This window comes from Gammaproteobacteria bacterium (ex Lamellibrachia satsuma) (assembly GCA_019623805.1).
In the GTDB taxonomy this organism is placed as follows: domain Bacteria; phylum Pseudomonadota; class Gammaproteobacteria; order Chromatiales; family Chromatiaceae; genus QGON01.
The window spans coordinates 2,832,354-2,858,495 of sequence record CP053680.1 but is presented as its reverse complement, the minus strand read 5'-3'; the positions used below and the strand labels follow the sequence as shown (position 1 = coordinate 2,858,495).

The window sequence follows — 26,142 nt, the reverse complement described above, 5'->3', positions numbered from 1 at the left end:
ACCAAGAGGAAACGAAAATGAGCTTCAGTGTTCCCCGCACCTGCGGGGATGAACCGATAATTGTTTGTTTAGATTTTGATGAGCCTAAGTGTTCCCCGCACCTGCGGGGATGAACCGGAAAACTTAACGACTTCAACTGGGACGGCACAGTGTTCCCCGCACCTGCGGGGATGAACCGCTGGATTAGCTAATGTGGGTGATCGAGCAACAGTGTTCCCCGCACCTGCGGGGATGAACCGGGAATGATGGATGCCTATAACGAAGGCCTTTCGTGTTCCCCGCACCTGCGGGGATGAACCGTTTACACATGAGTGAAGACCGTAAAAATTACTGTGTTCCCCGCACCTGCGGGGATGAACCGTTGATGCTGCCACCGGCTGACAGGTCGATGGTGTGTTCCCCGCACCTGCGGGGATGAACCGCGGCGACGTAAACGCCCGGGTCATGGTCCTGAGTGTTCCCCGCACCTGCGGGGATGAACCGGCTCTCCACCTTTCTCATAAACGCCGGTCTTGGTGTTCCCCGCACCTGCGGGGATGAACCGGTTGGGCTTTCAGTTGCCGCGCCTGCATCAGCGTGTTCCCCGCACCTGCGGGGATGAACCTGCGGTCATAGTTCACAGGTCCAGATTCCTGACGTGTTCCCCGCACCTGCGGGGATGAACCGCGCCATTGATGCGCTCGGGCCATAAAGAGCCTGTGTTCCCCGCACCTGCGGGGATGAACCGGCTTTAGGCCCCATCACCAACCGTCACCTCGCGTGTTCCCCGCACCTGCGGGGATGAACCCAAACTGTGGGGTATCATTGGCATTCTGCCGGTGTGTTCCCCGCACCTGCGGGGATGAACCGTCAGCGAGTTCCTGACCAGCCGCACGGATAACGTGTTCCCCGCACCTGCGGGGATGAACCTGAAGGGCACCGCAGTGGGCAGTGAAGAGAACCGTGTTCCCCGCACCTGCGGGGATGAACCGAATATCTCCGACAGGTACGCCATACACCTGACGTGTTCCCCGCACCTGCGGGGATGAACCGCCGGTTTATCCGCCACTACCGCGCAAAGAACAGTGTTCCCCGCACCTGCGGGGATGAACCGTTTACTCGTCAGTCAATGTGGTGAACATCGCCGTGTTCCCCGCACCTGCGGGGATGAACCGATAATTATATCCTCGGGACCAGTTTAGCTTTGGTGTTCCCCGCACCTGCGGGGATGAACCGCCGCATTTACAACCGAGCAAAACCATTCATAAGTGTTCCCCGCACCTGCGGGGATGAACCGCCTTGGGCAGATCGTGGCCGGGGTGGTAGATAGTGTTCCCCGCACCTGCGGGGATGAACCGCCCCTACTTGGAGTTCTGTCAATAACTGTACGGTGTTCCCCGCACCTGCGGGGATGAACCGGATCATAATTTTGGTGGCGGCTGGACAGTGCTGTGTTCCCCGCACCTGCGGGGATGAACCGAACTGGAAGAGGGCGACGGCTGGTGGGGCGTGGTGTTCCCCGCACCTGCGGGGATGAACCGTGTCTGATTTTTCGTTGACTTGAACCCTATAGGTGTTCCCCGCACCTGCGGGGATGAACCGTTAATTTTTATCATGTTGATGGGGTTAAATCGTGTGTTCCCCGCACCTGCGGGGATGAACCGTTAAAAACCCAGTGTTTCCGCGGGTTCCAGGGGTGTTCCCCGCACCTGCGGGGATGAACCGTTAAAAACCCAGTGTTTTCGCGGGTTCCAGGGGTGTTCCCCGCACCTGCGGGGATGAACCGGTTGCACTGTATTCCGGGTGTCGTTCCAGAATGTGTTCCCCGCACCTGCGGGGATGAACCGATCAGGATTAACAATTAGTTGAAAAAAGGGTTGTGTTCCCCGCACCTGCGGGGATGAACCGACTGGATTGGTGCGCGGAACTTCTGCCCCATCTGTGTTCCCCGCACCTGCGGGGATGAACCGCACGATACCGTTGTAGTTGGCTATCTTGACGGAGTGTTCCCCGCACCTGCGGGGATGAACCGTCATTCAAATTGGACTTCGCTTCGCTCGCCATTGTGTTCCCCGCACCTGCGGGGATGAACCGCCGTCAGAACCCCAGGCGCCCCATTGCTTGAAGTGTTCCCCGCACCTGCGGGGATGAACCGTCACTAATAGATGCGTTCCGTGCTATCCCACAGTGTTCCCCGCACCTGCGGGGATGAACCGCCCTACAGCGATCAGCGCAATGCCTAGTATCAGTGTTCCCCGCACCTGCGGGGATGAACCGAGTCGGTGACGATTCCGGGTGCGGAAACTGTCGTGTTCCCCGCACCTGCGGGGATGAACCGCACATCCAACTATGACCGTTACCCTGGACGGAAGTGTTCCCCGCACCTGCGGGGATGAACCGGAGACAACTATGGATAGCATGTATCTGACTTTGTGTTCCCCGCACCTGCGGGGATGAACCGTCCACAATGTTTTCTGCCCGTTTGCGCCGGTCGTGTTCCCCGCACCTGCGGGGATGAACCGACGGAACAAGAAAGCGCACGGTGCGGACGGCAGTGTTCCCCGCACCTGCGGGGATGAACCGGCGAGGGACATTGCCCGGTCGACGCTTGCGAGGTGTTCCCCGCACCTGCGGGGATGAACCGACATTGAGCAAAAAAGCATGAGTGCTCAGGAAGTGTTCCCCGCACCTGCGGGGATGAACCGGTATCGATCTTGCCTTCTGCCAACGCCCTGACGTGTTCCCCGCACCTGCGGGGATGAACCGCCTTAACTCTTGCTGTGCTTGAGTCTGAGGCGGTGTTCCCCGCACCTGCGGGGATGAACCGATATTTTGCCTGGATGGGCTTGATATAGACGGGTGTTCCCCGCACCTGCGGGGATGAACCGATCAGGTAATTAAGAGCAAAACAGACTACGCCGTGTTCCCCGCACCTGCGGGGATGAACCGGCCAACTGGTTGTCTACCTACAATCTGACGGCGTGTTCCCCGCACCTGCGGGGATGAACCGCGTCAGGGCGGAATTTAATGTTCGGATCGTTGGTGTTCCCCGCACCTGCGGGGATGAACCGGGGGTGGATGATCCTCATCGTATAGAAAATCAGTGTTCCCCGCACCTGCGGGGATGAACCGATTTGAATATTCCCAGGAAGATCATGGCAAATAGTGTTCCCCGCACCTGCGGGGATGAACCGACTATATCCTGGTATGACACCGCAAAAGCTGCGTGTTCCCCGCACCTGCGGGGATGAACCGTCCCATAGGCAATAAACTCGACCTATGGGGAGGTGTTCCCCGCACCTGCGGGGATGAACCGGTAGTAAAGCGTATCCACTACAGCGGGAAGGTGTGTTCCCCGCACCTGCGGGGATGAACCTGATAGCGCCCCGATTATGGCCCGCCGCCTGCTAGTGTTCCCCGCACCTGCGGGGATGAACCGACGGAATTCCTAAAGCGCATGGAAGGGCTGTTGTGTTCCCCGCACCTGCGGGGATGAACCGTAGGGGCGGCGCTGGTCGGCGTGTCTGATGGCGTGTTCCCCGCACCTGCGGGGATGAACCGTACCAGCCCTTATAGCTGCCATCTTGTGCTCTGTGTTCCCCGCACCTGCGGGGATGAACCGTCATAGGCAGTTCTGTATAGACAATGGCGAGGATACTGAATGCCAAACCATGTCGTTAGCGGCAGCTTGGTGTACTAACAAATAAAACCGCTGATCACCGATGTCTGATGGTGCACTGATAGTGACTGTATCAGGCAATTCCACAGTAGCCGACATGCCCGCACTCTGGGCAGACGAACCCGTCGGGCCAACGCCACCGGAACCGGGTGTGGTGGCACTGTGTCTCGGAGCCGCATTGGTTGATACGTTGTGGCAAACATATTTGCCTTTGGCCCCAGAAAATGATTAAAGTACTGAATCTACAGTTTTTTCTTCCAGTTACCTAAACGTTATTTCCAGGTAACCACCGCGTCTACGGAGTGAAGGTGCAAGAGATATTCCATTTCATAATGATCAAGCCAACGCATTACGATGACGATGGCTATCCGATCCAATGGCTTAAATCCTTAATTCCGTCCAACTCATTGGCATGCGTTTATGGCCTGTCGCAAAGTTGCAAGGACCGGCACGTACTCGGTGAACATGTCGAGATTCGCCTGCACGCCATTGATGAATACAACAGCAGGGTAAACACGGAGGCGCTGATTGCTATGATCAAGCGCGACGGCGGCATGGCACTGGTCGGTATGGTGGGTGTGCAGTCGAACCAGTTTCCTCGCGCAATTGATTTATCTTTGCCGTTCCTGGCCCAGGATATCCCGGTTTGTATTGGCGGCTTCCATGTCTCCGGCTGTTTTTCTATGTTGGACGAGATGCCAAAAGACATGGTCGACGCGCAAAACCTGGGCATCAGCTTCTTCGCAGGTGAAGCGGAAGGGCAACGCCTGGATAAGCTTCTTATTGATGCATACAAAGGGACTGTGAAACCGATCTACAACTATCTGGAAGACTTGCCAGGTTTGCCTGACGAGCCGATCCCTTTCCTTCCCCGTGAACAGGTAGAACACACGTACGGAACCTACAGCAGTTTTGACTTGGGTCGTGGCTGCCCTTTCAAGTGCTCCTTCTGCACCATCATTAACGTCCAGGGCAGGAAAAGCCGTTTCCGCGGTGCAGACGATCTTGAGCGCATCATCCGGGAGAATCATAAAATCGGTGTGCACAGTTTCTTTCTCACCGACGATAATTTTGCCCGTAATAAAAATTGGGAAGCCTGTCTGGATCGCGTCATCGATCTACGTGAACAAGAGGGTATTGAAGTACGCTTCTCCATCCAGATAGATACGCTTTGTCATAAGATTCACGGCTTTGTTGAAAAATGCTGTAAAGCTGGAGTAGACCAAATCTTTATCGGCTTGGAAAACATCAATACGGAAAATCTGCTCGCTGTTAAAAAGCGGCAGAACATAATATCCGGCTATAAAGAACAGATTCTGGCATGGAAGCAGTACCCCGTTGTTATCTGTGCCGGCTACATCGTCGGCTTTCCCGGCGATACAAAAGAGTCTTTATTGGAAGACGTCGAAACCATTAAGCGCGAACTGGCAATTGACCATATCTATTTCACCGTCCTGACGCCTCTGCCAGGCTGCGAGGACCATCAAGCAATGTATCAAAAAGGCGAATGGATGGACCCGGATTTAAACAAGTACGACCTGAACCATATGGTCACCAAGCATCCGACACTGTCTGATGCGGAATGGAAGGAGGCCTACAAGGCGGTCTGGGATCATTTCTACACCTTCGACCACATGGAGACTATCTTCAAGCGCATGGTTGCTATGCGCAGCAACAAGAAACTCACGACGCTCCATCGCTTGCTGTTCTACCGCGAATTCAAACGAGTATTCCATGTCCACCCCCTGGAAGGCGGCTTTCTGCGTCTGAAGTTCCGGAAAGACAGGCGGCCAACGTTCCCGGTCGAACCTGCTGTGGTTTTTTATCCCAAATTCGTCAAGGAAACCCTGTTTACCATGGGAAAAGCAATACCAACCTACATCCGGCTGCGCCTTATGCTGAAGCGAATCTGGACCGACCCAAATCGCTTTAAATACGTGGATCAAGCAATCACCCCCATAAGTGAAGACTCTTCTGGCCGGATATCAAATATTTAAGATATATTTTATAACTTAAAAACGGAGATGTTATGGGATATTCAAGAATAACTGCTCGAATCTGTTGTATGTTATGCATATGGATCACAACAGAATTGGGGATGGCAAAATCCGTTACAGCTGCAAATAAAGAAACAAATATTATTGAATTGACTCAAACGGGATGCCAATTTTTAGAACCGGAAGAGAAAGATCATCACTTTCAAACAACAGGCGAAAATGATTGCAAAAAAATCAATGAAAAAAGCTGGATTGAACGCCTCAAATCAGTTAAGCCGATGAAACTCAAACCGGGCAAATATAATTTTCGGATTACGAATAAGAATGTCCCGTATCCGCTGGGCTTTTGGTTGCGAGGGACTGGTCTTCAACAGATAACTTTACCCAGTGTATCAGGTGGCGGCTTGACTACAGGGAGTACAAAAAGTTATCAAATCATCCTGAAACCAGGAAAATATGTCTATTCGTGTCCGCTTAACCCTACTCCAAACTATCCTATCATTGTGGAATAGCATTAACTATTAAGGTCACTTAGAAGAGACATCAATGCTGGCTACTTTTTGTAGGAAATGATGAGGAGAAGCGTGTGAGCCTTCAATTTCAGGAATTCATCGGCACGGATATCCTAACCGAACCCTCTGGAATTACCGAGCTGGAAAAGGATCGATTCCTAGCCGTAAGTGATTCCAGTCCGGACACAGCATTCTATCTATTGGCCCATGCATCTGGCGCTCTAACTGCGAAGCATCTTCAGTCTCCTCCTAACATGCCGAAAGTCGATGACCTGGAAGGGGTAGTCCTGTTGGGGGAGTATATGTATGCCATCACCTCCTATTCTGCTAGTGACCCGAAAATAAGGCATCTCATCCGCTTTCAGATGGATGCAGATGGTTTCAGTTCACAGCCAATAGCCGCCAACGGAGACTATGAACTTAAAAAACGCATCAAACAGATTTTACTAACAGCGTTTCCAAAGCTAAACAGTTCAGATTTTTCCAGAGAGAAATTCAATATTGAAGGCCTTGCGATACACAAAGATAAGAAAGAATTGCTCATCGGATTGCGTGGTCCCACCATGGGTGGCAAAGCCTTCGTCGTGTCTACCGAGGGGCTACTCGGTGCCTTTGAAACGGATGCATCTGCCATTAAAATCAATGAAAACAAAGAAAATATTTACGCCTTGAAATTGGGAGGGGGCGGCATTCGCGCCATGACCTGTATGGCAGATAACAAGGGGTATCTGATCGTCAGCGGAAAGTCGATTAATGGAGATGAAAAATTCAAATGTCCCTATTCCAATGACAAAGCAAAATTCTTATTGTGGTATTGGAAGGGGAGCAAGAATCATGAACCTGAGCCGATCCACTGCTTTTTTCCGATCGAGGAAAATGGAATTGTGGTTCAGCCGGAAGGCATCGCTCTGATAACACTCGATGGAGGTGAGCAAACGCTCCTGATCGTCAGTGATGATGGTAAAAAGCCGGAAGGGTTATCTTCCGGGAGGCCTGGACGATACTGGATTGTAGAGCCGGAGCGATACAGGAATTTCCTGCATCGACTGTAAGTCGCAACAGATAGGATGTCTGCTCCAGAAACCCTGGAGCCGGTAGAGCCAATAGCCAGTGTAATCTCAAGATCTAACCGCCAGTATGATCTGGTTACGCAGCGACTTCAGCAGGTTGAGTTTCTTGGCATCTATCTCTACACCGTTGGAATTGGGATGGTCGGCATAGATAAGCCCAAGCGTCCGCTTGTTCACCACCAGGGGGAAGAGCAGAAAGGAACCTGCATCGGAAATACGCTTGTACCAGTCTGGAATATCGGCCTGCATCTTTTTATCACTGGTATCGGCGATGTAAACATCCACCGCATTTTTGATCACTCCGTGAAAGACATCCACGCTGTATTTAATGGGAAATCTGAACTGCTTGACGAAATCATCCACGTCATCACCAAAACCTATGCGGCCTGCCATCTCTCCTTTACTGCGATCATGCAGTGCCAACAGGACGCGTTGAAAACCCATGGAACGATACATGGTTTCCAGCACCACGTTGAAAACCTCAGAGACGCTATGTTGACCCACCAGCATACCGGTTACCTCCTGTAAGCCATCCATCAATAGCGCTTCGGCATCTTCTGGGGTTGTGAAGGCTTCCGTATCTGCTGTTTCAGAGGCGGTATCAGCAGACTCTCCGTTCAGGATCTGCGTCTCCCCGAGGCCATCTTTCGCTGCTGATTTAGCTTTGGCTGCGGCACGCTTTTCCGCCTTCTGCTGTACCGCACCATCTCCACTGATCTTTTTTACAAATGACTGAGAGATGTCTTTGGAGAGCACCTTACTGAATTCCTGAAACTCTTCCAGGGCCTGATCTGCCAGACGCTTGAACTTGCGGCGATCGAGGCCGAGTCCCTCCTTGTACTTCTGCAACAGTGTCGTAACCGCTGTTTTGTCATCCAGACCCTGTTCTGCCATTACCTGCGTAGTATCCCTGGAGAAGGCTGCCACCATCCGCCGGCGTTCGTTAACCGTGGCGGGTTTCCTGTCATCATTCCAACTTTCCATGGATGCCGTCAGCCCTTTGGGAAAGTTCCACTGTTTGGCGATCTCTATTCCCACTTGTTCAAAGGTCACTCCCAGCACGGCATGTTCCGCCTGCACCGCAGATTTCGACTCCTGCTGCATCATCCGTTCTATCTCACGACTCTCATCATGCAAATAGAAGGCGATCAGAATTTTACCAAGATCATGCAACATAGCGGCGAGGAAATACTCTTCGAACGCCTGGCTGTCGATATCTTTGGCGACCTGGCTGGCAAGGGTCGCACTGAACAGCGATGCGGAGATCATCTCCCGCAACCGTTCTGCCTGCTCTTTGTCCTGCAGGTGCTCAAAGAAGATCAATGAAGCTGCCAGGGAGCGGATTGTCTGCATGCCAAGCACTACCACCGCCCGGGAGACAGTGCCGATCTTGCCGGAAAAACGGCCGTAAAATGCAGAGTTAACCACCTTCAGAATCTTGTTGGTGAGGGCAAAGTCATTGACGATGACGCCGGCCAGCTGATTCAGATCCTTGTCACTGACCTGGGCCATGGCATTGATGCTGCGCACAGACTGGGAGAGGGCCGGAAAATCACTCTTGCGGCGCATCCGGCGCAGGAGAAAATCCACCGTACCGTGACCCGCGTCTCCAACCGCTTCAGACTCGACGGGAGATTTGCGCAGTCCACCAAAGGCATTGAGCATATCCTCTGCATCCGCGTAGCGGGCATCAGGGTCTTTTTCCAACGCCTTGAGTACGAAACGATCTAACCGCTCATCCACCGTCTCATTGAACTGGGAGGGCGGTTTTACCTCCATATTCAAAATATTGTCGAGGACGACCTGCTGGTTGCGGCCGTTGAATACGGGCATGCCGGTCAGCATCTCATCCAGGATCAGGCCCAACGCAAAAACATCCGCCTGCGGCCCAACCTGTCCCTTACTGATGTATTCCGGTGCCATATAACGGGGTGAACCAATCAGCACTTCATCCTTCTCTTTGCCGCCTGAGAGTAACCTCGCAATACCGAAATCCATTATCTTCGGCATCTGCTCACCGTTGATGATGATGTTTGTTGGTTTGAGGTCACGATGGACAATATCCGCCTGATGTGCCCGGCTAACACCTGCAAGCAGTCCCTGGAAGATATTCTGTATCTGCGCCAGTTCGAGCCCGTCATCCCGTATCAGATCGGAGAGCAGTCGACCCTCCACATATTCGAAGACCAGAAAAGGGGTTCCCTTGTGCTCACCCGCTTCATAGATGGAGACGATATTAGGGTGCTGCAACTTACTCATGGTGCGGGCTTCACTGCGATAGGACGCCTGCGGCAGGGATTTATTGAGCAGCTTGATCGCCACCCGGCGTTGCAGTTCAGTGTCGGAACACAGGTAGACTGTACCCTGGTTGCCCGAGCCCAGTTTTTTGCCGATTTTGAACCGCCCGATCGTCTTCGGCGCCATTCCCAACTCCGTATTTGTTATCTTTTTTATTTAGCGGCAAGCTGGAGGAAATCTGTTGCAATAATTGGTCCAGGAATGATGAGCAATAATGGTGCGCACGGCACACCCTACGTTCCTCCCGAGGGGGTCGGAGTCAAACCGCACGGTGACAGGTGGGTAATTCGGTATGAGTGGACGGTTTGACTCCGACCCCTTAGCACGGAAGATGGGCCAGCAGGTCGAGTAACTGCTGTTTGTTCAGATCCGGCACGCTGGAACGGTCATTTCCAGCACCTATCCCCGCCACCCACAATTCGGCAGGTAGCGTTTCCAGTGTTTCGGCCAAAGCGAGGGCTTCCGCCACTCCAAAACCATGACTTGATGTCAGACAGGATAACTGTGACAGGTCAGCAGGATTCAGCAGTTTTATCTCGCCTGGTTCGAGTCCAGCCTCGACTGCATCGATAAGCAGGATTATTCCAACACCCTCAAAATAGCGCAGCAATCCGCTGCCGGGGCGATCCAGCCTGATCAATTCCAGGTCGGGAATCGCTGCCTCTTCCAGCACCTCAAGTGCCAGCCACCCCAACTGGTCAGCCCCGAAGGACGAGCCTATACCGATGACGCGTATCAACGGCGAGACACTTTGAGCTTGAGAAAGTGGGTCGCGCAGGAGATGCAGGGATCGTAGTTGCGAATCACCTGCTCCGCCCTTTGCCGCAACTCATCATCGTCATGGTCAAGCCCAAAGCTTTCCAGAGAGGCGCAAAGATCCTGTTCAATGCGCGCCTGGTTCTGGCTGGTGGGGGGAACGATCCGGGCACGTCGAATATCCCCTCTCTCATCCACATCATAACGGTGCCAAAGGAAACCGCGAGGCGCTTCGGTGCAGCCAAAAGCCGTGCCTGCCCGCGGCCTGACCTGAACCGCCGGTGTGGCGGGTCGCTGATACGCTTTTAGCAGTTGTGACGCTTCGTAAATGACGAGATGGATCTCAATCGCCCGTGCCAGGATGCTGTGGAACATGTTATGGCTTGGAAAATGGATGCCACAATCCTCCATCACCGCACGTACAGGTTTCGGCAGTTGACGAAAGTTCAGATTGAGGCGCGCCAATGGTCCGGTAAGGTAGGGCCGCCCCTCCAACTGTGTATGCAAGGCAGTGGAGTGAGGCACCTGAAACTCCTCGAAATGGCTCTCGAAATGACTGATGTCGATATCCAGCCCCTGCCCCGAGACCAACCGGCCACTGCCGATGGCATACGCTCCCGGTTCGCTCAGGGCGACGCTGGTGAAGGCCTGTTCATCATAGGGAAAATCGAGTTCGGCGCACCAACGCACCAACGCCTCCGCCTGGGGCAGCGCCTCTTCCAGTTGCTTCACCATATCAGCCACTGCCGCTTGCGCAGGCGCTTTGTAAAAACCACCCACCCGCACTCCCACAGGATGCACCGATCGGCCGCCGAAGAGGGTGATCAGATCATTACCCAATCCTTGCAGCCTCAATCCCCTGCGCACTGCTTCAGGGTGCTTCTCTGCCATGGCGATGGCATTGTCGAAGCCGAAAAAATCGGGGGCTGCCAATAGATGTACATGCAGCGCATGGCTCTGCAACCACTCACCGCAATACATCACCCGGCGCATATTCCGCACCCAGGGTCCGGGGTCGATTCCAAACAGCCGCTCAAAAGCCTGCACAGCGCTCATCTGATAGGCAACCGGACAGATGCCGCAGATCCGCGCCACCATGTCGATGACCTGATCATATTCGTAGCCTTCGACAAACTTCTCAAACAATCGGGGCGGCTCGAAGATACGCAGGTTCAGTTTCTGGATGACCCCTTGCACGACGTCGAACTCCAGAGCGCCTTCACCCTCCACGCGGGTCAACACCGGGACATTGATATGAATCTCTCGTTTGCTCGCCATCGATTTACTCATCTGTCTCCAAAGGCGGCGGTCTGAGCCGCAGACCGGCATCTCTGAATAGCGGTGCACCGCTGGTGATATAGAGGAAGCGCCGTGCGACGGCTTCAATGGTCAATCCCAACGATTGCAGACGTAACGCCAGCGCACCGTCGTTCACCGTCTCTGCAGGTCCATAACAGCTATAACATGCCCGCCCCAGGTTCGGGCAGAGCGCACCACAACCCGCCCGCGTCACCGGTCCCATGCAGGGTTCACCCTTTGTCACCATGGTGCAGACCACGCCTTTGCGTTTGCACTCCATGCAGAGGGGCTGTCGCTCACTGACCGGTTTCACTCCGGCAAGCAGGTCGGCAAGGGCTGCGATCACTTGCTGTGAATTGACCGGGCAGCCGTGCAGTTCCAGATCGACTTTGACATGCTCTGAAATAGACGTAGATGAACTCAGTGTCTCGATAGTGTCCGGTCGTGCATAGACCGCCGCCATCCAGGCATCACGATCGGCAAGATTGGCCAGCGCCTGCAAGCCACCAGTGGTGGCGCAAGCACCGATAGCAATCAAATACGCACTATTCTCCCTGACCTGCTTGATCCTTTCGATATCGTCCGGAGTAGATATACTGCCTTCGACAAGTGCAATATCAACTTTGGCGTTGGGATTATTGGGTCCGGCCTCGGCAAAGTGGGTAATGTCGACATACTCAGGCAATTCGAGCAGGGTTTCGCCAAGATTTAGCAGGGCGAGTTGGCAGCCGTCGCAGGAGCTGAATTTATGTATGGCGAGTTTTGGTTTTGGTTTATTCATTTTGTCAGTCTGTTTTGATTTTGCCTTTTCCTGTTTTCTGTTTCCTGTTATTCCGATGTTTTTGTGTCGCTACGCGACGGTTTTCTAACGGGGCTTCCGCGCCCCTACGGCAGGTTACTTTTCTTTCGGGAAAAGTAACCAAAACCATTGCTCCATCACGCCACCCACTAGCCAATTACGAGGTGTCTGCTAGTGGGTAATCCCGTTTCTGTCACGAGCGAGAAGCGCAGGAAAAGTCGGGAGAAGGGACCGGCTGTTTGAGCGTAGCGAGTTCCGGTCCCGCCGACTTTTCTGAGCATCGCAGTGGCCCGCAGGACGTGACAGCCGGGTGTGCTTTCTTTTGGTTACTTTTCTTTTCACGAAAAAGAAAAGTGACTCGTCCAGCAGGACGAAAAACGTGCTGTCAGAGACAAAAGAAAACCACGACAGTGTCAAGTAAGCCCCGTTAAGAAAAACCGTCGCGTAGCGACACATACTCTTCACACCAACACAATAAACACATCAAAAACCCTTGGCACCCAAAAAGTCCGCCACCTCCGAATAACAAAAAACCGGCCCATCCTTACAGACAAACTTCGGCCCCACCTGACAGCACCCGCACTGTCCAAAACCACATTGCATATTCCGCTCCATGCTGAGCCAGATCTGCTGATCAGCCAATCCCATATCACGCAGTTGCGCAATGGCGGCCAGCATCATCAATTCGGGCCCGCAGAGCATGGATATGGTCGTCTCCAGATTGAGATCAAGGGTGTTTATCAGCTCGGTTACCAGCCCCTGCTGCCAGGGCCACGCCTTGCCGGGTACATCAGCAGCCAGTTGAACATTGATACCGTGCTCCCGGGACCAGGTCTCATACTGTCGCCGCCAGATAAGATCATCCTCATGTTTTACACCCTGCATGATATGGATATCTCCAAACCGGTCGCGCCGACGCAGCAGGTAACGGATCACCGAGACCAATGGGGCACAACCCAAGCCCCCGGTCACCACTACCACATCCTGACCTTCAGCCTGCGCCATCGGCCAGCCGCGACCGAATGGGCCCCGGATGCCCACTCGATCACCCGGTTGCAGACGGCTCATCGCCTCTGTCACCCTGCCCGCCACACGAATGGTATGATCGAAGAAGTGGCTGTCGTCCGGGTCGGAGACGATTGAGATCGGGACTTCGCCTACGCCAAAAAGCGAAAGCATGTTGAACTGCCCAGGCTGGAATTCAAAGATATCCTGCACATGGGTATCGACATACTGCAGCCGCAGGGAAAATATGCCGGGCGACTCCTGTACCCGCTGGTCAATTACCGCAGAATGAGGCAGGTGGGGATCAAACATCGGCCAGCCCCCCGTCCAGTATGGCAGCCACTGCCTGAGTCAGGTCTATACCCACAGGACACCAGGTAATGCAACGCCCACAACCGACACACCCGCTGCGGCCATACTGCTCCTGCCAACCTGCCAGTTTGTGAGTCAACCATTGACGGTAACGCAACGCTGTCTCCCTGCGCAGCATAAACTGTCCCATGCTGCTGTGAGTCTGACTGAAACAGGACTCCCATTGACGTTTCATCTCTGCGGATTGCCCATCCAATGTCCGCTGGTAACCCGTTGAGTAACAGAAGCATGTCGGACAGACTGCAGTGCAGTTGCCGCAGCTGAGGCAGCGCGCCCCGATCTCATCCCAATGTCCATGATTCAGTTTGTCATAGAGCTGTTTCAATTCTGTCTCACCCGGCAGAAAACGGTGCTGCTGCGCTGCCGCCCGGTCCGTCTCCTGAATCATACTGTTGAGCTGTGCTTCGGTTGCAGGTTCGAGAGATAACCCACCAATAATCTCACCGCCTTTTACACTGCCTCCCCAGACAAGATAGCCGTCGTCCAGTTCCGCCATGCCGATATCGAAACCTTCGCCCAATGAGGGACCATCACCGGTGGAGGTACAGAAACAGGTTGCCGCGGAAAAGGCGCAATCGATACCTATGAGAAAGAGGGCTTCACGCCGGGCCTTGTAGTGGGGATCGGGATTTTGCTGTGAAAGAAAGTGCCTGTCCTGCAGTGCCAGGGCCGCCAGATCACAAGCCCTCACACCGAAAATCGCGGTGGGTTTAACCTCGGGCAGGGTCTGCTTTATGTCCACCTGCCCATCCGCCATGAGCCTTTCATGCCAGAGTGTCTCTTCGGCACTAAATAGCAGCGGCTTGATGGCTTGAGGTCCATGATTCCAGGCGAACAGACGATTTTCGGACTGCTCTTCCAGGCGGTACTCACCGGGACCCTGTCGCGCCTGGACACCTGTGGGCAGGGCATCGATAGTATCGACTTCCCGCCACTGAATCGTCTCCTCCTCTACCACCGGACCCAGCGTTCGGTAACCCAAAAGACGAAAAACATCCAAAAAATCCTGCAACCTCTCCCGTTCCATAAAACCGGGCCGACGGGCTGCAATATGCTGAGCCGACATATCCTGCTATCCAATCAAAGGCTTATTCCCCCTGAAAGTTTAGCCAATAATCGCAGATCTGCTGACAAACGGCCGTGCTGGGCCTTAGGAACTCTAATTAGTGAAGATATGACAACATTCTGTTACAAAAAGAGGGATAGAAAGGATAGATACTTGGCGCATGAACCGGAAACAGACCATCCTGCTGGTTGAAGACGATCACCGTTTCGCCCACCTGGTACAGGAATACCTGGAGAAAGAGGGCTTTGAGGTCGACCTGGAACACCGGGGCGACGCCGCAGTATCACGCATCATCGATGCGCCTCCCGATCTGTTGGTCCTCGATCTCATGCTTCCGGGGATGGATGGATTCGCAATCTGCCGGGAGATTCGGCCACACTATCGCAACCCCATCCTGATGCTGACCGCCCGTGATGAGGATATCGACCAGATCGTCGGCCTGGAACTCGGGGCGGACGACTATATCACCAAGCCGATAGAACCCCGTCTGTTACTGGCCCGGCTGCGCGCCCATCTGCGTCGTACCAACGAATCCTCTTCGTCCCTGGAAGATAACGGCAAGTCGGATATCCGGCATGGCCGGCTGATCATCGATCCCCATTCCCGCTCCGTCGCCCTTGACGGAAACAGCGTGGAACTCACCACCAGCGAATTCGATCTGCTGCTGATTCTCGCCAGCGGCGCTGGGAACACGTTAAACCGGGACGCGATTCTGCAAGCCTGGCGCGGCATCGAATATGATGGGCTGGACCGCTCGGTCGACATTGCCGTCTCCCGCCTGCGCCGCAAGTTGAACGACGATGTGTCACCACCCCGCCGCATCAAAACGGTACGCCGCCGCGGTTACCTCTTTGTACCGGACGCCTGGGAGTAACCATCCATGGGCCGTATATTTCTTACCCTCTATATCAGCCTTGCACTCAGCTTGGGAGGTTTCATCGTTGCGATGCAGGTGCTGCCGAAAATGCTGCTACATAAAACGACACAAGTCTACTATAACCGTGTGATGTCCGGCACTTTCGACCTTATCGAGAAACGTCTGCAAAATCGGCCAGCCGCTGAATGGCAAAGAGTCATCGAAGAACTCCAGCCCCATTTCGGTTATCCGCTCAGCATCGGCAAGGTTGCAGACCACGATTTCAGCTCACAGGACCTCTCGCCGCTAAACGCCCATCAGATAGTTTTCGAGCAGCACGACCAACGGGCTGTCTTCCTGTACAAGCGGTTGTTCGATACCGACCAGTACCTTTCACTCGCAATGGGCCAGACCCGAACCGAGGATTCCCTGCGTAGCGCGAAAGGAACAGCCCACCTGATCTCTGAATGGCTGCTCAACCGTCCCCAATCCATGTGGCCTCAGGCCATCGCAGAACTGCAACCTCACTTCGGCATTCCGCTTACGATTGTCCCTATCGATCAGCCAGATCTTACAGCGGAAAAACGCGAGGAGATGAGAGCCGGCAAGCTGCTGGTTTTTGATATCGATGAACCGACAGAGCACTATCTTATGCGGGTCGGTGATTCAGCCTACACGGTCAAAGCGGGCCCCATCGGCATCCCTTTTTTACTGGATGCCTTCAGCTACATTCTGATTGGGCTGCTTGCTTTGCTGGTCGCATTGGTAGTCTATTTCTGGGTTCGTCCCATCTGGCGTGATCTCAAACAGCTGGACAGCCGTGCCCAGGCTTTCGGCAAAGGGGAGTTCAGCAGCCGTCTGTCGGTTTCCAAACGCTCTGCCATCCAACACCTGGCAGGCACCTTCAATAGCATGGCAGACCGCATCCAACGTCTGATCCGCTCACATCGCGACCTCACCAACGCCGTCTCCCATGAACTTCGGACCCCCATCTCGCGGCTGCATTTTGGCATGGAGATGCTGGAACAACAAAACGATATGGAGACACGGTCGCGCCATCTGGCCGGGATGCGGGAGGATCTCGCGGAACTGGAGCAACTTGTCAGCGAACTTCTGGATCATGCACGGCTGGACCGCGACGGCCCAGCCTTCCAGTTTGAACAACAGTTGATAACGCCCTGGCTCAGGAAACATATAACACGCTTCGAAAGCCGGGACGGAGTGACCATCCACTGCAACATTGCCGGTAGCATCGAGCAAGAGAATTGCACTTTTGACGAACGGCAGCTGGCCCGCGCCTTAGACAACCTGCTGCGCAATGCACAACGTTACGCCAGGAGTGAGATCCAAATTACCCTCACTCACTCTTCGAACTTGTGGCGACTCGCAGTGGAAGACGATGGCCCCGGTGTTTCCGCTGAAGACCGCGAGCGCATTCTGCAGCCCTTCGTCAGACTCGATGAGAGCCGTGACCGGCGCTCCGGCGGCACGGGCCTCGGGTTGGCAATTGTCCACCGGATCATGGTTCGACACCAGGGCTCACTAATAGTGGAAGAGAGTAACTTGGGTGGAGCCTGCTTTGTCCTGTGCTGGCCCGACATGTGATTACATTCCGTTACAAACCGATACCGAATCCCAACTGAATCCCAACCCTGTTTCGATCTAACCTGTCCCTGCACAACACGGTACATTTTTCTGCTGTCAGCCAAGCTGTTCAGCCCACTGATTTAAGGGACCCAAGTCATGCCAAGCCGAATCGCCATTAGTATCGTCATATCAATCTCACTGCTGCTCACTGGTTGTTCAACCCTGTTGAAACCAAGTGATGAAACCTTTGCAAAACTACCCGTCATCAAGCTTGGCCAACCCGCTCCAAAAGACGGGGACTACATTCTTCATCTGAGCAAAGAACAGCCCGTCCTGCTTGATGTGACAGTCGAAGGCTCCCTGTTCGCTGATACAGCGCATCAGGTCCTGCCGGTATTTCTCGCCAAAGACCTCTATCTCCACAAGGCCTGGGTAAGCAACGACAAGAAACATTGGCACGCTGAGGACGATCTCATCACCGGCGAGCTGCGCATCGAGATCACCGATTACCAACTGCCGATGAACAGCCGCTTCCATCTGCGCATGGACTATCGAAAGCCTGAGTAACCCAAAATGATATCTTGCCTGATCCGCTGCGCTTGATCAGGCCTACATACTATCGGACACCGTAGTATCCATGTTGATTCAAAGTGTCGATTGACCCTTATCATCGCCACTTGTCACCCACTGTTCCAAAATACCTGCTATACCTTTTTGGGTATCCCAAAACAACACATAAGGGACAGAAGATATGTCAGACAAGATGGTCACTATCGACGGTAACGAGGCCGCCGCCCATATCGCCCATCTGACCAATGAAGTCATCGCCATCTACCCGATCACACCCGCATCACCGATGGGTGAATGGTCTGACGAATGGTCTACCTGCGGTATCAAAAACATCTGGGGCACAGTGCCGGATGTGGTGGAGATGCAGAGCGAGGGCGGTGCCGCCGGAGCCATTCACGGGGCGCTGCAAGCGGGGTCGCTCTCGACCTCGTTTACCGCCTCCCAGGGGCTGCTGTTGATGATCCCGAACATGTATAAGATCGCCGGTGAACTGACGCCTACCGTGCTACATGTCTCGGCGCGCTCGCTGGCAGCACAGGCGCTGTCGATCTTTGGTGACCATGCCGATGTCATGGCCTGCCGGGGCACAGGTTATGCCATGCTCTGCTCGGCGAGCGTACAGGAGGTGGCGGATTTTGCCCTCATCTCCCAGGCCGCCACGCTGGAGGGACGCATTCCCTTTGTCCACTTCTTTGACGGTTTCCGCACCTCCCACGAGCTCAACAAGATAGCACGGCCAAGCGATGATACGGTGCGCGGCATGATCGACGATGAGCTGGTCACAGGCTATCGCCAGCGCGCCATGTCACCCGACCATCCGGTGATACGCGGCACATCCCAAAACCCGGATGTCTACTTTCAGGGCCGCGAATCGGTCAACCTGTTCTATGAAAGACTGCCGTTGATAGTACAGGGGTGGATGGAACGTTTCGCCGAGCTCACCGGCCGCCACTACCGCCTGTTCGAATATATCGGCGCCGAAGAACCTGAACGGCTGATCATGCTGATGGGCTCCGGCATCGGCGCAGCGGAAGAGACCGTGGAGCATCTCGCCGCCAGGGGCGAAGCCGTCGGTTTGGTCAAGGTGCGCCTGTTCCGGCCTTTTGACCCTGAAATCATGCTGCAGGCGATTCCGCAAACCGTGCGGAAAATCGCGGTTCTCGACCGCACCAAAGAGCCGGGATCCGACGGCGAACCGCTCTACAAGGATGTATTGAATGCCTTCGCCCAGGCCTTCAGTCTTGGCGGGCGGGAGACCCTGCCCCGAATTATCGGCGGACGTTATGGTCTCTCTTCCAAAGAGTTCACCCCCGCAATGGTGAAAGGCATCTTCGACGAGCTGTCGCAGGATTCGCCCAAACACCCCTTCACCGTCGGCATTTTCGATGATGTAAGCCACAGCAGCCTGGCGTGGGATCCAACCTTCAGACCCGATGCGACAGAGGGCGTCACCGGCTGTGTTTTCTATGGGCTGGGCGCTGACGGCACTGTCTCCGCCAACAAAAATTCCATCAAGATCATCGGCGAGCAGACCGACAACTTTGCCCAGGGTTATTTTCAGTACGACTCCAAAAAATCCGGCGCGGTCACCGTCTCCCATCTGCGTTTCGGTCCGGCTCCCATCCGCTCCACCTATCTGATCGGCAACAATGAGGCGAACTTTGTCGCCTGCCACCAGCCGATCTTTCTCGACCGCTACGACATGCTCGACAAGGCGGCCCAAAACGGCGTGTTCCTGCTCAACTCCCCCGCGCCACCGGCCCAGGTCTGGCAGACTCTGCCCCGGCGAATGCAGCAGCAGATCATCGACAAGGGTCTCACCTTCCACGTCATCGATGCCTACAGGATCGCCGACGAAACCGGCATGGGGCGGCGCATCAACACAATCATGCAGACCTGCTTCTTCGCTATCGCCGGTATCATCGATCAGGAAAAGGCCATCGAGCTGATCAAACAAGCGGTGAAAAAGACCTATGGACGTAAAGGCAAACGGCTGCTGGAGCGTAATTTCCAGGCTATCGATGCGGCACTGGCCGGTCTGCATCAGGTAGAGATTCCCAGCGCTGCTGACAGCACCTTTGAAAGAAAACCACCCGTACCCGACTTCGCCCCTAAGTTCGTACAGCAGGTCACTGCCCCCATCATTGCGGGCAGAGGGGACGAGATTCCAGTCAGCCTGATGCCGGCAGACGGCACCTGGCCGCCGGGCACCGCCGCCTTCGAGAAACGCAATATCGCCCTGCAACTGCCGAAGTGGGAGGACGACATCTGCACCCACTGCGGCAAGTGTCCGCTGGTCTGCCCACATGGCGCTATCCGCTCCAAGGTCTTCACGGAAGGCGAGTTGGCCGCCGCGCCCGACAGTTTCCTCAGCGCCAACGTCAAGGGTGGCGGTTTTGAAAAAGGGCTGAAGATCAGTTATCAGGTTGCCCCGGACGACTGCACCGGCTGTGGTCTCTGTGTGGATATCTGTCCCATCCGCGACAAACAGAATCCCAAGCGCAAGGCGCTGAACATGACCGGCGACCAGGCCTACCACGAACAGGAGCGAGCCAACTGGGACTTCTTCCTTGGCCTGCCGGAATACGACCGCAGCAAACTGAAGAAGACCACCCTGAAGGGCGCGATGATCATGCAGCCCCTGTTCGAATTCTCCGGGGCATGCGTCGGCTGCGGTGAAACCCCCTATATAAAACTCGCCACCCAACTTTTCGGCGACCGTATGCTGGTCGCCAACGCCACCGGTTGCTCCTCGATCTATGGCGGCAATCTTCCCACCACCCCTTACACCACCAATCCTGAGGGACGTGGTCCAACCTGGTCCAACTCCCTGTTCGAGGACAACGCGGAGTTTGGTCTCGGCATGCGGGTCGCCATCGATAAACAGGCGGATCACGCAAGGGAGCTGTTGCAGACGCTGCGCAATGAGATCGGCAGTGAGCTGGCGGATGCACTTCTGGAAGCGGATCAACACGAAGAGGCGGTGATCTTCGAGCAGCGCGACCGAGTCAAGACGCTGAAGAAGAAGCTGCAGAAAATCGATACCACTGAGGCACGTTGCCTGGAGAGTATTGCCGAAACACTGGTCAAGAAGAGCGTCTGGCTCATCGGCGGCGACGGCTGGGCCTACGACATCGGTTACGGCGGCCTGGATCATGTGCTCTCGACCGGTCGCAACGTCAACATTCTGCTGCTCGATACCGAAGTCTACTCCAACACCGGCGGCCAGACCTCCAAGGCGACACCGCTGGGTGCTGTCGCCAAATTCTCTGCCGGCGGCAAGGCCACCAACAAGAAGGACTTGGCGCTGATGGCGATGGCCTACGAAAACGTCTATGTCGCCCAGGTCGCATACGGCGCCAAGGATATCCAGACCCTGCGCACCTTTCTGGAAGCGGAGTCCTACGACGGTCCCTCTTTGATCATCGCCTATTCACCCTGCATCGCCCACGGCGTCGACCTCTCAAATAACCATCGGCAACAGGATCTGGCGGTAGCCTCCGGCCACTGGCCACTGTTCCGCTACGACCCCAGAAAGACGAAAAAGGGGGAGAACCCGCTGAAGATGGACTCAAAAGCGCCATCCATACCCTATCGGGACTTTGCCTCCACCGAGACCCGATTCAGTGTGCTGCAGCGCATCGATCCAACGGCATCCGAACGGTTTCTGCGCACTGCACAGCAGCAGGTCAAATCCCGCTTTACACTCTATCAACAACTGGCCAGTTTGGCGGTGGCCAATGCGGAAGAGAAGACGGAGAAATAGGCCAATCGCCACAATGGAACACAATAAACGTAGGCCCGATCAAGCGTAGCGGATCGGGCATTCTGAACAAGCGGGGCGTATGGGGTTGCCGGTTCCGCTATGCTTGAACCGGCCTACGTCTGCGGAGCGTGTTTACAGCACAGGAGTTTAAAATGGATCTGACCACCCAATACCTCGGCATGCAGCTGAAGAATCCGCTGGTGCCCTCCGCCTCACCCCTCTCCCGCAGCATCGATGATGCGCGCCGCTTGGAGGATGCCGGTGCATCGGCACTCATCATGCACTCCCTGTTCGAGGAGGCGGTGACAGCTGAAGAAGAGAACATGGTGCGTTTTCTGCACCATCAGGATACGGGATTTGGCGAAGCGGACAGTTTTTTGCCCGATCATTACGATTTTTCGAACAGCCAGGATCTCTATCTAGAAAATCTCCAGCAGCTGAAATCTGCCCTGGGAATTCCGGTCATCGCCAGTCTCAACGGCGTAACACCCGGTGGTTGGATCGAACACGCCAAGGAGATGCAGCGGGCTGGGGCGGATGCGCTGGAACTCAATGTCTATTATGTGGCGGCGGATATCGAAAACAACGGTCAGGTGGTGGAAAAACGCTACCTGGATCTACTGGGTGAATTGGACCAACATATCGATATCCCGATAAATATGAAGCTCTCACCTGCCTTCAGCTCACTGGCCAATATGGTCAAACAGCTGGAAACGGCCGGCGCCCGTGGCGTGTCGCTCTTCAATCGCTTTTATCAGCCGGATATCAATATTGACAATCTGCGGCTGGTCTCAAGCCTGCACACATCCACTTCCGCCGAGACGCTGCTTGCCATGCGCTGGATCGCCATCCTGCATGGACGCACCTCCCTCTCTCTCGGTGCCACGGGGGGAGTACACACAGCGGAGGATGTCATCAAGCTGCTGCTTGCAGGCGCAGACGTGGTGCATTTCTGCAGTCTGCTGCTGGAACAGGGAGCTTCTGCAATCGGTGGCATTTTGCAGGGACTGGAAGCCTGGATGGATGAGAAGGGCTTTGAGTCGATCGAAGATGTGCGTGGCCGTCTCAGCCAGATCAGTGTGGCCGACCCATCAGAATTCGAGCGGGCGAATTATGTCCATATCCTCGACAGCTTTCGCTCCAGTCCTGGCATCTTGAGCTAGGCAATCAGTACCAGCCGGAAACCTTTTTACCGTTTTGATCCACCCAGACCCGGTGGACACGGGCATCGTCCATAAATTTTTTGGCCTGTTTTTTCATACCTGCTGACCAGGACTGTTCCACCACGCTGATCCGGCCACTGGAGGTTTCGACCTGGTTTGCATTGTGCGGCAGGGTCTGTGAATAATGAATCAGTCCGTCGTCGTCGTACCATTTGTATATCTTATCGGCCTGAGTGGCGGACGAAAATAACAGAAGAAGGAGGCAGAGCCAGGGAATGGATAGCTTTTTCATGGGATCTCTCTAATTATTCTTATTTAAACCAAGCGCTCGGAATTAAACACCTATTCACAAAAGTTTACAAGTTTACAGTGATTACCCCACTATCTAACGGCAAATCTCTTTTGACTCCGCGAGGCGAGACCTTTCCCGTGCGCATTATCACCCTACTGCTCAGCGCTCTCTTCATACCAACTGCGATCGCGGCGGGATCAGCATCCACCGGCAGTGATCCTGAAACAGGTCTCGCCTTCTGGCGTTACGAGGCAGAGGGAATCCTGTTCGAGTTGAATCAGCGGCTCCCGGACCAGACACGCGCCTTTTTTCAGGCCAGAGGGTTCGACACGGATGCAGCAAACCAGTTTGCCACCAGCTGCGTTTTCCAATCACGCCTGCTCAATACGGCGGTTGCGGGTGGCGCTTCACTGCAGTTCAATCTGAATGAGTGGAGGGTAATCTCAGGCAACAAATCCTCTTCGATGGCCACGACAGATGACTGGATGCCTCACTGGAAAAAACAGTCAATCGGCCAGGCAGCCCGCATCGCCTTCAAGTGGTCGCTGCTTCCCACCAAACAGACCTACGCACCAGGGGACTACAATTGGGGAATGACCAGCTACGGCCAGCCACCGGGAACACGATTCAATCTGACGTTGGTCTGGCACCGGGAGGGCAAACGTGAATCAGCCACTATCCGGAATATTGAATGCCCGGCCGACAACCCGCAGGAGACACCCTGAATGTCCATACCGATGATGCGGCGACAACTCTCCGCAACCCTGCTTTTGCTCTGCACCCTTCTCTTTCAACCGGTACAGGCCGCAGGCACATCGCAACTGCTACAGGCACTGCCGGACCTGCCCAAAGCCGGCGATTTCCACCTCACTGATCTGGACGGCACCGAGCATCGTCTCTCCAGTTATCGGGGCCGGGTGGTCATCGTGAACTTCTGGGCCACCTGGTGCCCACCCTGCCGGGAGGAGATGCCCTCCATGCAGCGCGCCTGGGAGCTTCTGGAACCGGAGGGGGTCGTCATGCTGGCTATCAACATCGGCGAAGATGAAGACACCATCTTCCAGTTCACCGCAAACTATCCGGTGGAGTTTCCTCTCCTGCTGGATCAGGACTCCGCAACCATCCAATCCTGGCCGGTCAGGGGCCTGCCCACAACCTACGTGGTCGACCCTCAGGGAAGACTGGCCTACCGGGCCATCGGCGGCCGGGCATGGGATGACCCGGTACTACTCGATATGGTGCGGGCGCTGAAATAAGGCTTACCGGCTATTTACCTCCCGCACCCTAATGGGAGACAATTGGAGATTGCACCCTGAAGACGCCCAAGCCGCCGTGACCCATCTCGTCATCTATGAACATCCGCTCAATGAAAGGATTCGCACCTTTCTGCGTCTTGAGCACCTGTTTCTGCAGATTGACCATTTCCTCCCTCTCAAAGATGTCTGGAGCAACCGCACCACCATCAATGGCCTGCTGGGCACCATCAGCATCTTCAGCCGTTCCGATCTGAAGACCGAAATCCTCAAGGAACTTGAACGGCATACCACCAATCTGGAACGTATTCGCCGCCAGCCAGGGGTCAACATGCAGGCCCTCGGGCAAGTATTGGACGACCTGGAGCAGGCGATCCATCAGGTCTATCGGCTGGACGGTCAGATTGGCAAAAAGCTGCGCGAGAATGAGTTCCTCACCGCCATTATGCAACGCAGCAGCATTCCTGGCGGCAGCTGCAACTTCGACCTGCCGCAATACCACTACTGGTTAAATCAACCCTACGAAGTCCGCCGGAATCAGATGCTTGAGTGGCTCCAGGAACTCAACCCTGTGCGCGAGGCCATCATCTTGTTACTGAACCTGATCCGCACCAGCAACCACCCGGTCCGGGAACAGGCCAAAGAGGGCTTTTTCCAGAAGTCACTGGAGACACCGTCACCCGCGCAGATGATCCGCGTCGGTCTGCCGGAAGGCAGCTCCCTGTTCGTGGAGATCAGCGGCAATAAACATCGTTTCAGCATCCGTTTCCTGGAGGCAGTGGATACCGGGAGGCCCGTTACATCGAAGCAGAACGTGGATTTCATGCTCACGAGCTGTGTACTCTAAATCCTCATGAGTGACCGCGAACCCACTTTTGTCCCCTGCCCTACCTGCGGGAAAAACGTCACATGGGGAAAGCAATCACCCTGGCGGCCCTTCTGCAGTGAGCGCTGTCGCCTGATCGACCTTGGGGAGTGGTTCGACGAGAAGCATAAGATCCCTTCTGAAGAGACGCCATTCGACGAAGACCTTTCAGAGTATTAGTTGTCAGCTTCCTGCTCGCTGATCCGTTTCCTGAACGCCTCAGCTTCATCGTAAAGCGCCCTCACCTCGTCACTGTTCGGCCCCTTCTCTGTCAGGAACTCTTTGATGGCATTGCAATGTCCCAGGGCGTCGTGGACATTACCCTCTTCAAATGATTGCTCGGCTTTGACGAAGTGGAAACGGTGGATGCACTTCGCACGCTGCATACCCAACTTATCTACATGTTGACGAATCACGTCTGCCGGTGTCCGGTTCAATAAACCACCCTCCTGCAGAAACCCCATCAGCTCGCCAAATGCATCGACCACCTTCTGCAGGTGCAGTTTGTCCTGGATATTGTGGCTCTGCGATGCCACTTCTGCCGAGGCCAGCGTCTGCCCGACCTCGCCAATCAGCCTGTCGATCCCTTCGTAACGGCGATCCACCCCTCTGATGGCCTGATAACGCGCCAACATATCCTTCTGCATAAGTTGCCACGTCCCGGCTGGAAATGGACATCCCGAAAGCCGGTCCAGCAGATCCTCCACAAGATCCACACCTCGCAGCAGGCGCTGGATCTTCATTCGTTTCTGCGCCATATGCGCCTGATAACGATGGACTATGCTTGCCAGCATCAGGGCCGCGATCAGTAATCCGCCAAGGACGAAAATCAGGTTCATAACTGTAGCAATCCAATACTGAAAACTTATCTGTTAAATAGCGCTGTTATTTTGCCAAAATCATTGTCAGCCCGACACACTATTTTCAGGAAAAATGGGGGCCTGCCATGACCGCTCCG

General features: G+C 54.8%; 21 protein-coding genes and 1 CRISPR repeat array (1 of these 22 cut by a window edge). Of the genes, 12 read left to right on the top strand and 9 right to left on the bottom strand.

The genetic code is table 11. The annotated features are described in order from the left end of the window. Positions 1-3,601: direct repeats of the CRISPR family, unit length 29 nt; unit sequence GTGTTCCCCGCACCTGCGGGGATGAACCG (it extends 401 nt beyond the left edge of the window). Between the two features lie 130 nt (positions 3,602-3,731). After that, positions 3,732-3,857 (bottom strand): hypothetical protein, encoded by a 126-nt coding sequence (locus HPY30_12560; GenBank protein ID QYZ66742.1) that lies wholly within the window; start codon positions 3,855-3,857, stop codon positions 3,732-3,734. A 109-nt stretch (positions 3,858-3,966) separates the two neighbouring features. Between HPY30_12560 and HPY30_12555 the strand changes: the two genes are divergently transcribed. From HPY30_12555 to HPY30_12545, 3 genes are all read left to right on the top strand, one after another. After that, entirely contained in the window at positions 3,967-5,655 is a 1,689-nt protein-coding gene (locus HPY30_12555; protein QYZ66741.1) for a radical SAM protein, read from the top strand. Positions 5,656-5,756: 101 nt separating this feature from the next. Then, positions 5,757-6,167, top strand: a complete 411-nt coding sequence (locus HPY30_12550) for a hypothetical protein (GenBank protein ID QYZ66740.1) — start codon at positions 5,757-5,759, stop codon at positions 6,165-6,167. 74 nt (positions 6,168-6,241) lie between these two features. Further along, entirely contained in the window at positions 6,242-7,219 is a 978-nt protein-coding gene (locus HPY30_12545) for a DUF3616 domain-containing protein (protein QYZ66739.1), read from the top strand. A gap of 66 nt (positions 7,220-7,285) precedes the next feature. On the opposite strand, the gene HPY30_12540 is transcribed toward HPY30_12545, so the two are convergent. The 6 genes from HPY30_12540 to HPY30_12515 all read right to left on the bottom strand — a co-directional run bounded on the left by HPY30_12540 (position 7,286) and on the right by HPY30_12515 (position 14,832). Then, positions 7,286-9,661, bottom strand: coding sequence for an HDOD domain-containing protein (locus HPY30_12540; protein ID QYZ66738.1), 2,376 nt, complete (start codon positions 9,659-9,661; stop codon positions 7,286-7,288). A gap of 193 nt (positions 9,662-9,854) precedes the next feature. After that, positions 9,855-10,274, bottom strand: coding sequence for a hydrogenase maturation protease (locus tag HPY30_12535; GenBank protein ID QYZ66737.1), 420 nt, complete (start codon positions 10,272-10,274; stop codon positions 9,855-9,857). Next, on the bottom strand, positions 10,271-11,569 hold the full coding sequence (locus tag HPY30_12530) for a Ni/Fe hydrogenase subunit alpha (GenBank protein QYZ66736.1): 1,299 nt from the start codon (positions 11,567-11,569) through the stop codon (positions 10,271-10,273). Before HPY30_12530 ends, HPY30_12535 begins: the two co-directional genes overlap by 4 nt. A gap of 4 nt (positions 11,570-11,573) precedes the next feature. Then, positions 11,574-12,371 (bottom strand): sulfhydrogenase subunit delta, encoded by a 798-nt coding sequence (locus tag HPY30_12525; GenBank protein ID QYZ66735.1) that lies wholly within the window; start codon positions 12,369-12,371, stop codon positions 11,574-11,576. Between the two features lie 501 nt (positions 12,372-12,872). Continuing rightward, the gene (locus HPY30_12520; protein QYZ66734.1) at positions 12,873-13,706 is read right to left on the bottom strand and encodes an FAD/NAD(P)-binding protein; all 834 of its coding nucleotides are present in this window, start codon (positions 13,704-13,706) and stop codon (positions 12,873-12,875) included. Then, entirely contained in the window at positions 13,699-14,832 is a 1,134-nt protein-coding gene (locus HPY30_12515) for a 4Fe-4S dicluster domain-containing protein (protein QYZ66733.1), read from the bottom strand. The genes HPY30_12520 and HPY30_12515 overlap by 8 nt, the downstream gene beginning before the upstream one ends. Before the next feature lie 160 nt (positions 14,833-14,992). Between HPY30_12515 and HPY30_12510 the strand changes: the two genes are divergently transcribed. From HPY30_12510 to HPY30_12490, 5 genes are all read left to right on the top strand, one after another. Further along, a complete protein-coding gene (locus HPY30_12510; protein ID QYZ66732.1) occupies positions 14,993-15,706 on the top strand; it encodes a response regulator in 714 nt (237 codons plus the stop codon). 6 nt (positions 15,707-15,712) lie between these two features. Next, the gene (locus HPY30_12505; protein ID QYZ66731.1) at positions 15,713-17,293 is read left to right on the top strand and encodes a HAMP domain-containing protein; all 1,581 of its coding nucleotides are present in this window, start codon (positions 15,713-15,715) and stop codon (positions 17,291-17,293) included. 138 nt (positions 17,294-17,431) lie between these two features. Further along, positions 17,432-17,842: a hypothetical protein gene (locus HPY30_12500; GenBank protein QYZ66730.1), complete on the top strand. Its 411-nt coding sequence runs from the start codon at positions 17,432-17,434 to the stop codon at positions 17,840-17,842. A 184-nt stretch (positions 17,843-18,026) separates the two neighbouring features. Continuing rightward, positions 18,027-21,611 carry a pyruvate:ferredoxin (flavodoxin) oxidoreductase gene (nifJ, locus tag HPY30_12495; GenBank protein ID QYZ66729.1) on the top strand — a complete coding sequence of 1,195 codons (3,585 nt, stop codon included), beginning with the start codon at positions 18,027-18,029 and terminating at the stop codon, positions 21,609-21,611. A gap of 152 nt (positions 21,612-21,763) precedes the next feature. Beyond that, on the top strand, positions 21,764-22,774 hold the full coding sequence (locus HPY30_12490) for a dihydroorotate dehydrogenase-like protein (GenBank protein QYZ66728.1): 1,011 nt from the start codon (positions 21,764-21,766) through the stop codon (positions 22,772-22,774). A 4-nt stretch (positions 22,775-22,778) separates the two neighbouring features. On the opposite strand, the gene HPY30_12485 is transcribed toward HPY30_12490, so the two are convergent. Continuing rightward, positions 22,779-23,066, bottom strand: a complete 288-nt coding sequence (locus HPY30_12485) for a DUF4124 domain-containing protein (GenBank protein ID QYZ66727.1) — start codon at positions 23,064-23,066, stop codon at positions 22,779-22,781. Between the two features lie 137 nt (positions 23,067-23,203). Between HPY30_12485 and HPY30_12480 the strand changes: the two genes are divergently transcribed. From HPY30_12480 to yacG, 4 genes are all read left to right on the top strand, one after another. Further along, positions 23,204-23,791: a hypothetical protein gene (locus tag HPY30_12480; protein ID QYZ66726.1), complete on the top strand. Its 588-nt coding sequence runs from the start codon at positions 23,204-23,206 to the stop codon at positions 23,789-23,791. Between the two features lie 15 nt (positions 23,792-23,806). Next, positions 23,807-24,322, top strand: coding sequence for a TlpA family protein disulfide reductase (locus HPY30_12475; protein QYZ68030.1), 516 nt, complete (start codon positions 23,807-23,809; stop codon positions 24,320-24,322). Between the two features lie 76 nt (positions 24,323-24,398). Continuing rightward, positions 24,399-25,166: a cell division protein ZapD gene (zapD, locus tag HPY30_12470; protein QYZ68029.1), complete on the top strand. Its 768-nt coding sequence runs from the start codon at positions 24,399-24,401 to the stop codon at positions 25,164-25,166. Positions 25,167-25,172: 6 nt separating this feature from the next. Next, positions 25,173-25,364, top strand: coding sequence for a DNA gyrase inhibitor YacG (gene yacG, locus HPY30_12465; protein QYZ66725.1), 192 nt, complete (start codon positions 25,173-25,175; stop codon positions 25,362-25,364). Here the strand turns inward: yacG and HPY30_12460 are convergent. Further along, positions 25,361-26,023: a pyruvate-flavodoxin oxidoreductase gene (locus HPY30_12460; GenBank protein QYZ66724.1), complete on the bottom strand. Its 663-nt coding sequence runs from the start codon at positions 26,021-26,023 to the stop codon at positions 25,361-25,363. The genes yacG and HPY30_12460 overlap by 4 nt on opposite strands. Positions 26,024-26,142: the final 119 nt, after the last annotated feature.

Excerpts from the sequence above, each read along its gene's own strand:
- HPY30_12550 (QYZ66740.1), top strand. The coding sequence starts at position 5,757 with ATGGCAAAATCCGTTACAGCTGCAAATAAAGAAACAAATATTATTGAA.
- HPY30_12540 (QYZ66738.1), bottom strand. The coding sequence starts at position 9,661 with ATGGCGCCGAAGACGATCGGGCGGTTCAAAATCGGCAAAAAACTGGGC.
- HPY30_12530 (QYZ66736.1), bottom strand. The coding sequence starts at position 11,569 with ATGGCGAGCAAACGAGAGATTCATATCAATGTCCCGGTGTTGACCCGC.
- HPY30_12525 (QYZ66735.1), bottom strand. The coding sequence starts at position 12,371 with ATGAATAAACCAAAACCAAAACTCGCCATACATAAATTCAGCTCCTGC.
- HPY30_12520 (QYZ66734.1), bottom strand. The coding sequence starts at position 13,706 with ATGTTTGATCCCCACCTGCCTCATTCTGCGGTAATTGACCAGCGGGTA.
- HPY30_12515 (QYZ66733.1), bottom strand. The coding sequence starts at position 14,832 with ATGTCGGCTCAGCATATTGCAGCCCGTCGGCCCGGTTTTATGGAACGG.
- HPY30_12510 (QYZ66732.1), top strand. The coding sequence starts at position 14,993 with ATGAACCGGAAACAGACCATCCTGCTGGTTGAAGACGATCACCGTTTC.
- HPY30_12505 (QYZ66731.1), top strand. The coding sequence starts at position 15,713 with ATGGGCCGTATATTTCTTACCCTCTATATCAGCCTTGCACTCAGCTTG.
- HPY30_12500 (QYZ66730.1), top strand. The coding sequence starts at position 17,432 with ATGCCAAGCCGAATCGCCATTAGTATCGTCATATCAATCTCACTGCTG.
- nifJ (QYZ66729.1), top strand. The coding sequence starts at position 18,027 with ATGTCAGACAAGATGGTCACTATCGACGGTAACGAGGCCGCCGCCCAT.
- HPY30_12490 (QYZ66728.1), top strand. The coding sequence starts at position 21,764 with ATGGATCTGACCACCCAATACCTCGGCATGCAGCTGAAGAATCCGCTG.
- HPY30_12485 (QYZ66727.1), bottom strand. The coding sequence starts at position 23,066 with ATGAAAAAGCTATCCATTCCCTGGCTCTGCCTCCTTCTTCTGTTATTT.
- HPY30_12475 (QYZ68030.1), top strand. The coding sequence starts at position 23,807 with ATGCGGCGACAACTCTCCGCAACCCTGCTTTTGCTCTGCACCCTTCTC.
- yacG (QYZ66725.1), top strand. The coding sequence starts at position 25,173 with ATGAGTGACCGCGAACCCACTTTTGTCCCCTGCCCTACCTGCGGGAAA.
- HPY30_12460 (QYZ66724.1), bottom strand. The coding sequence starts at position 26,023 with ATGAACCTGATTTTCGTCCTTGGCGGATTACTGATCGCGGCCCTGATG.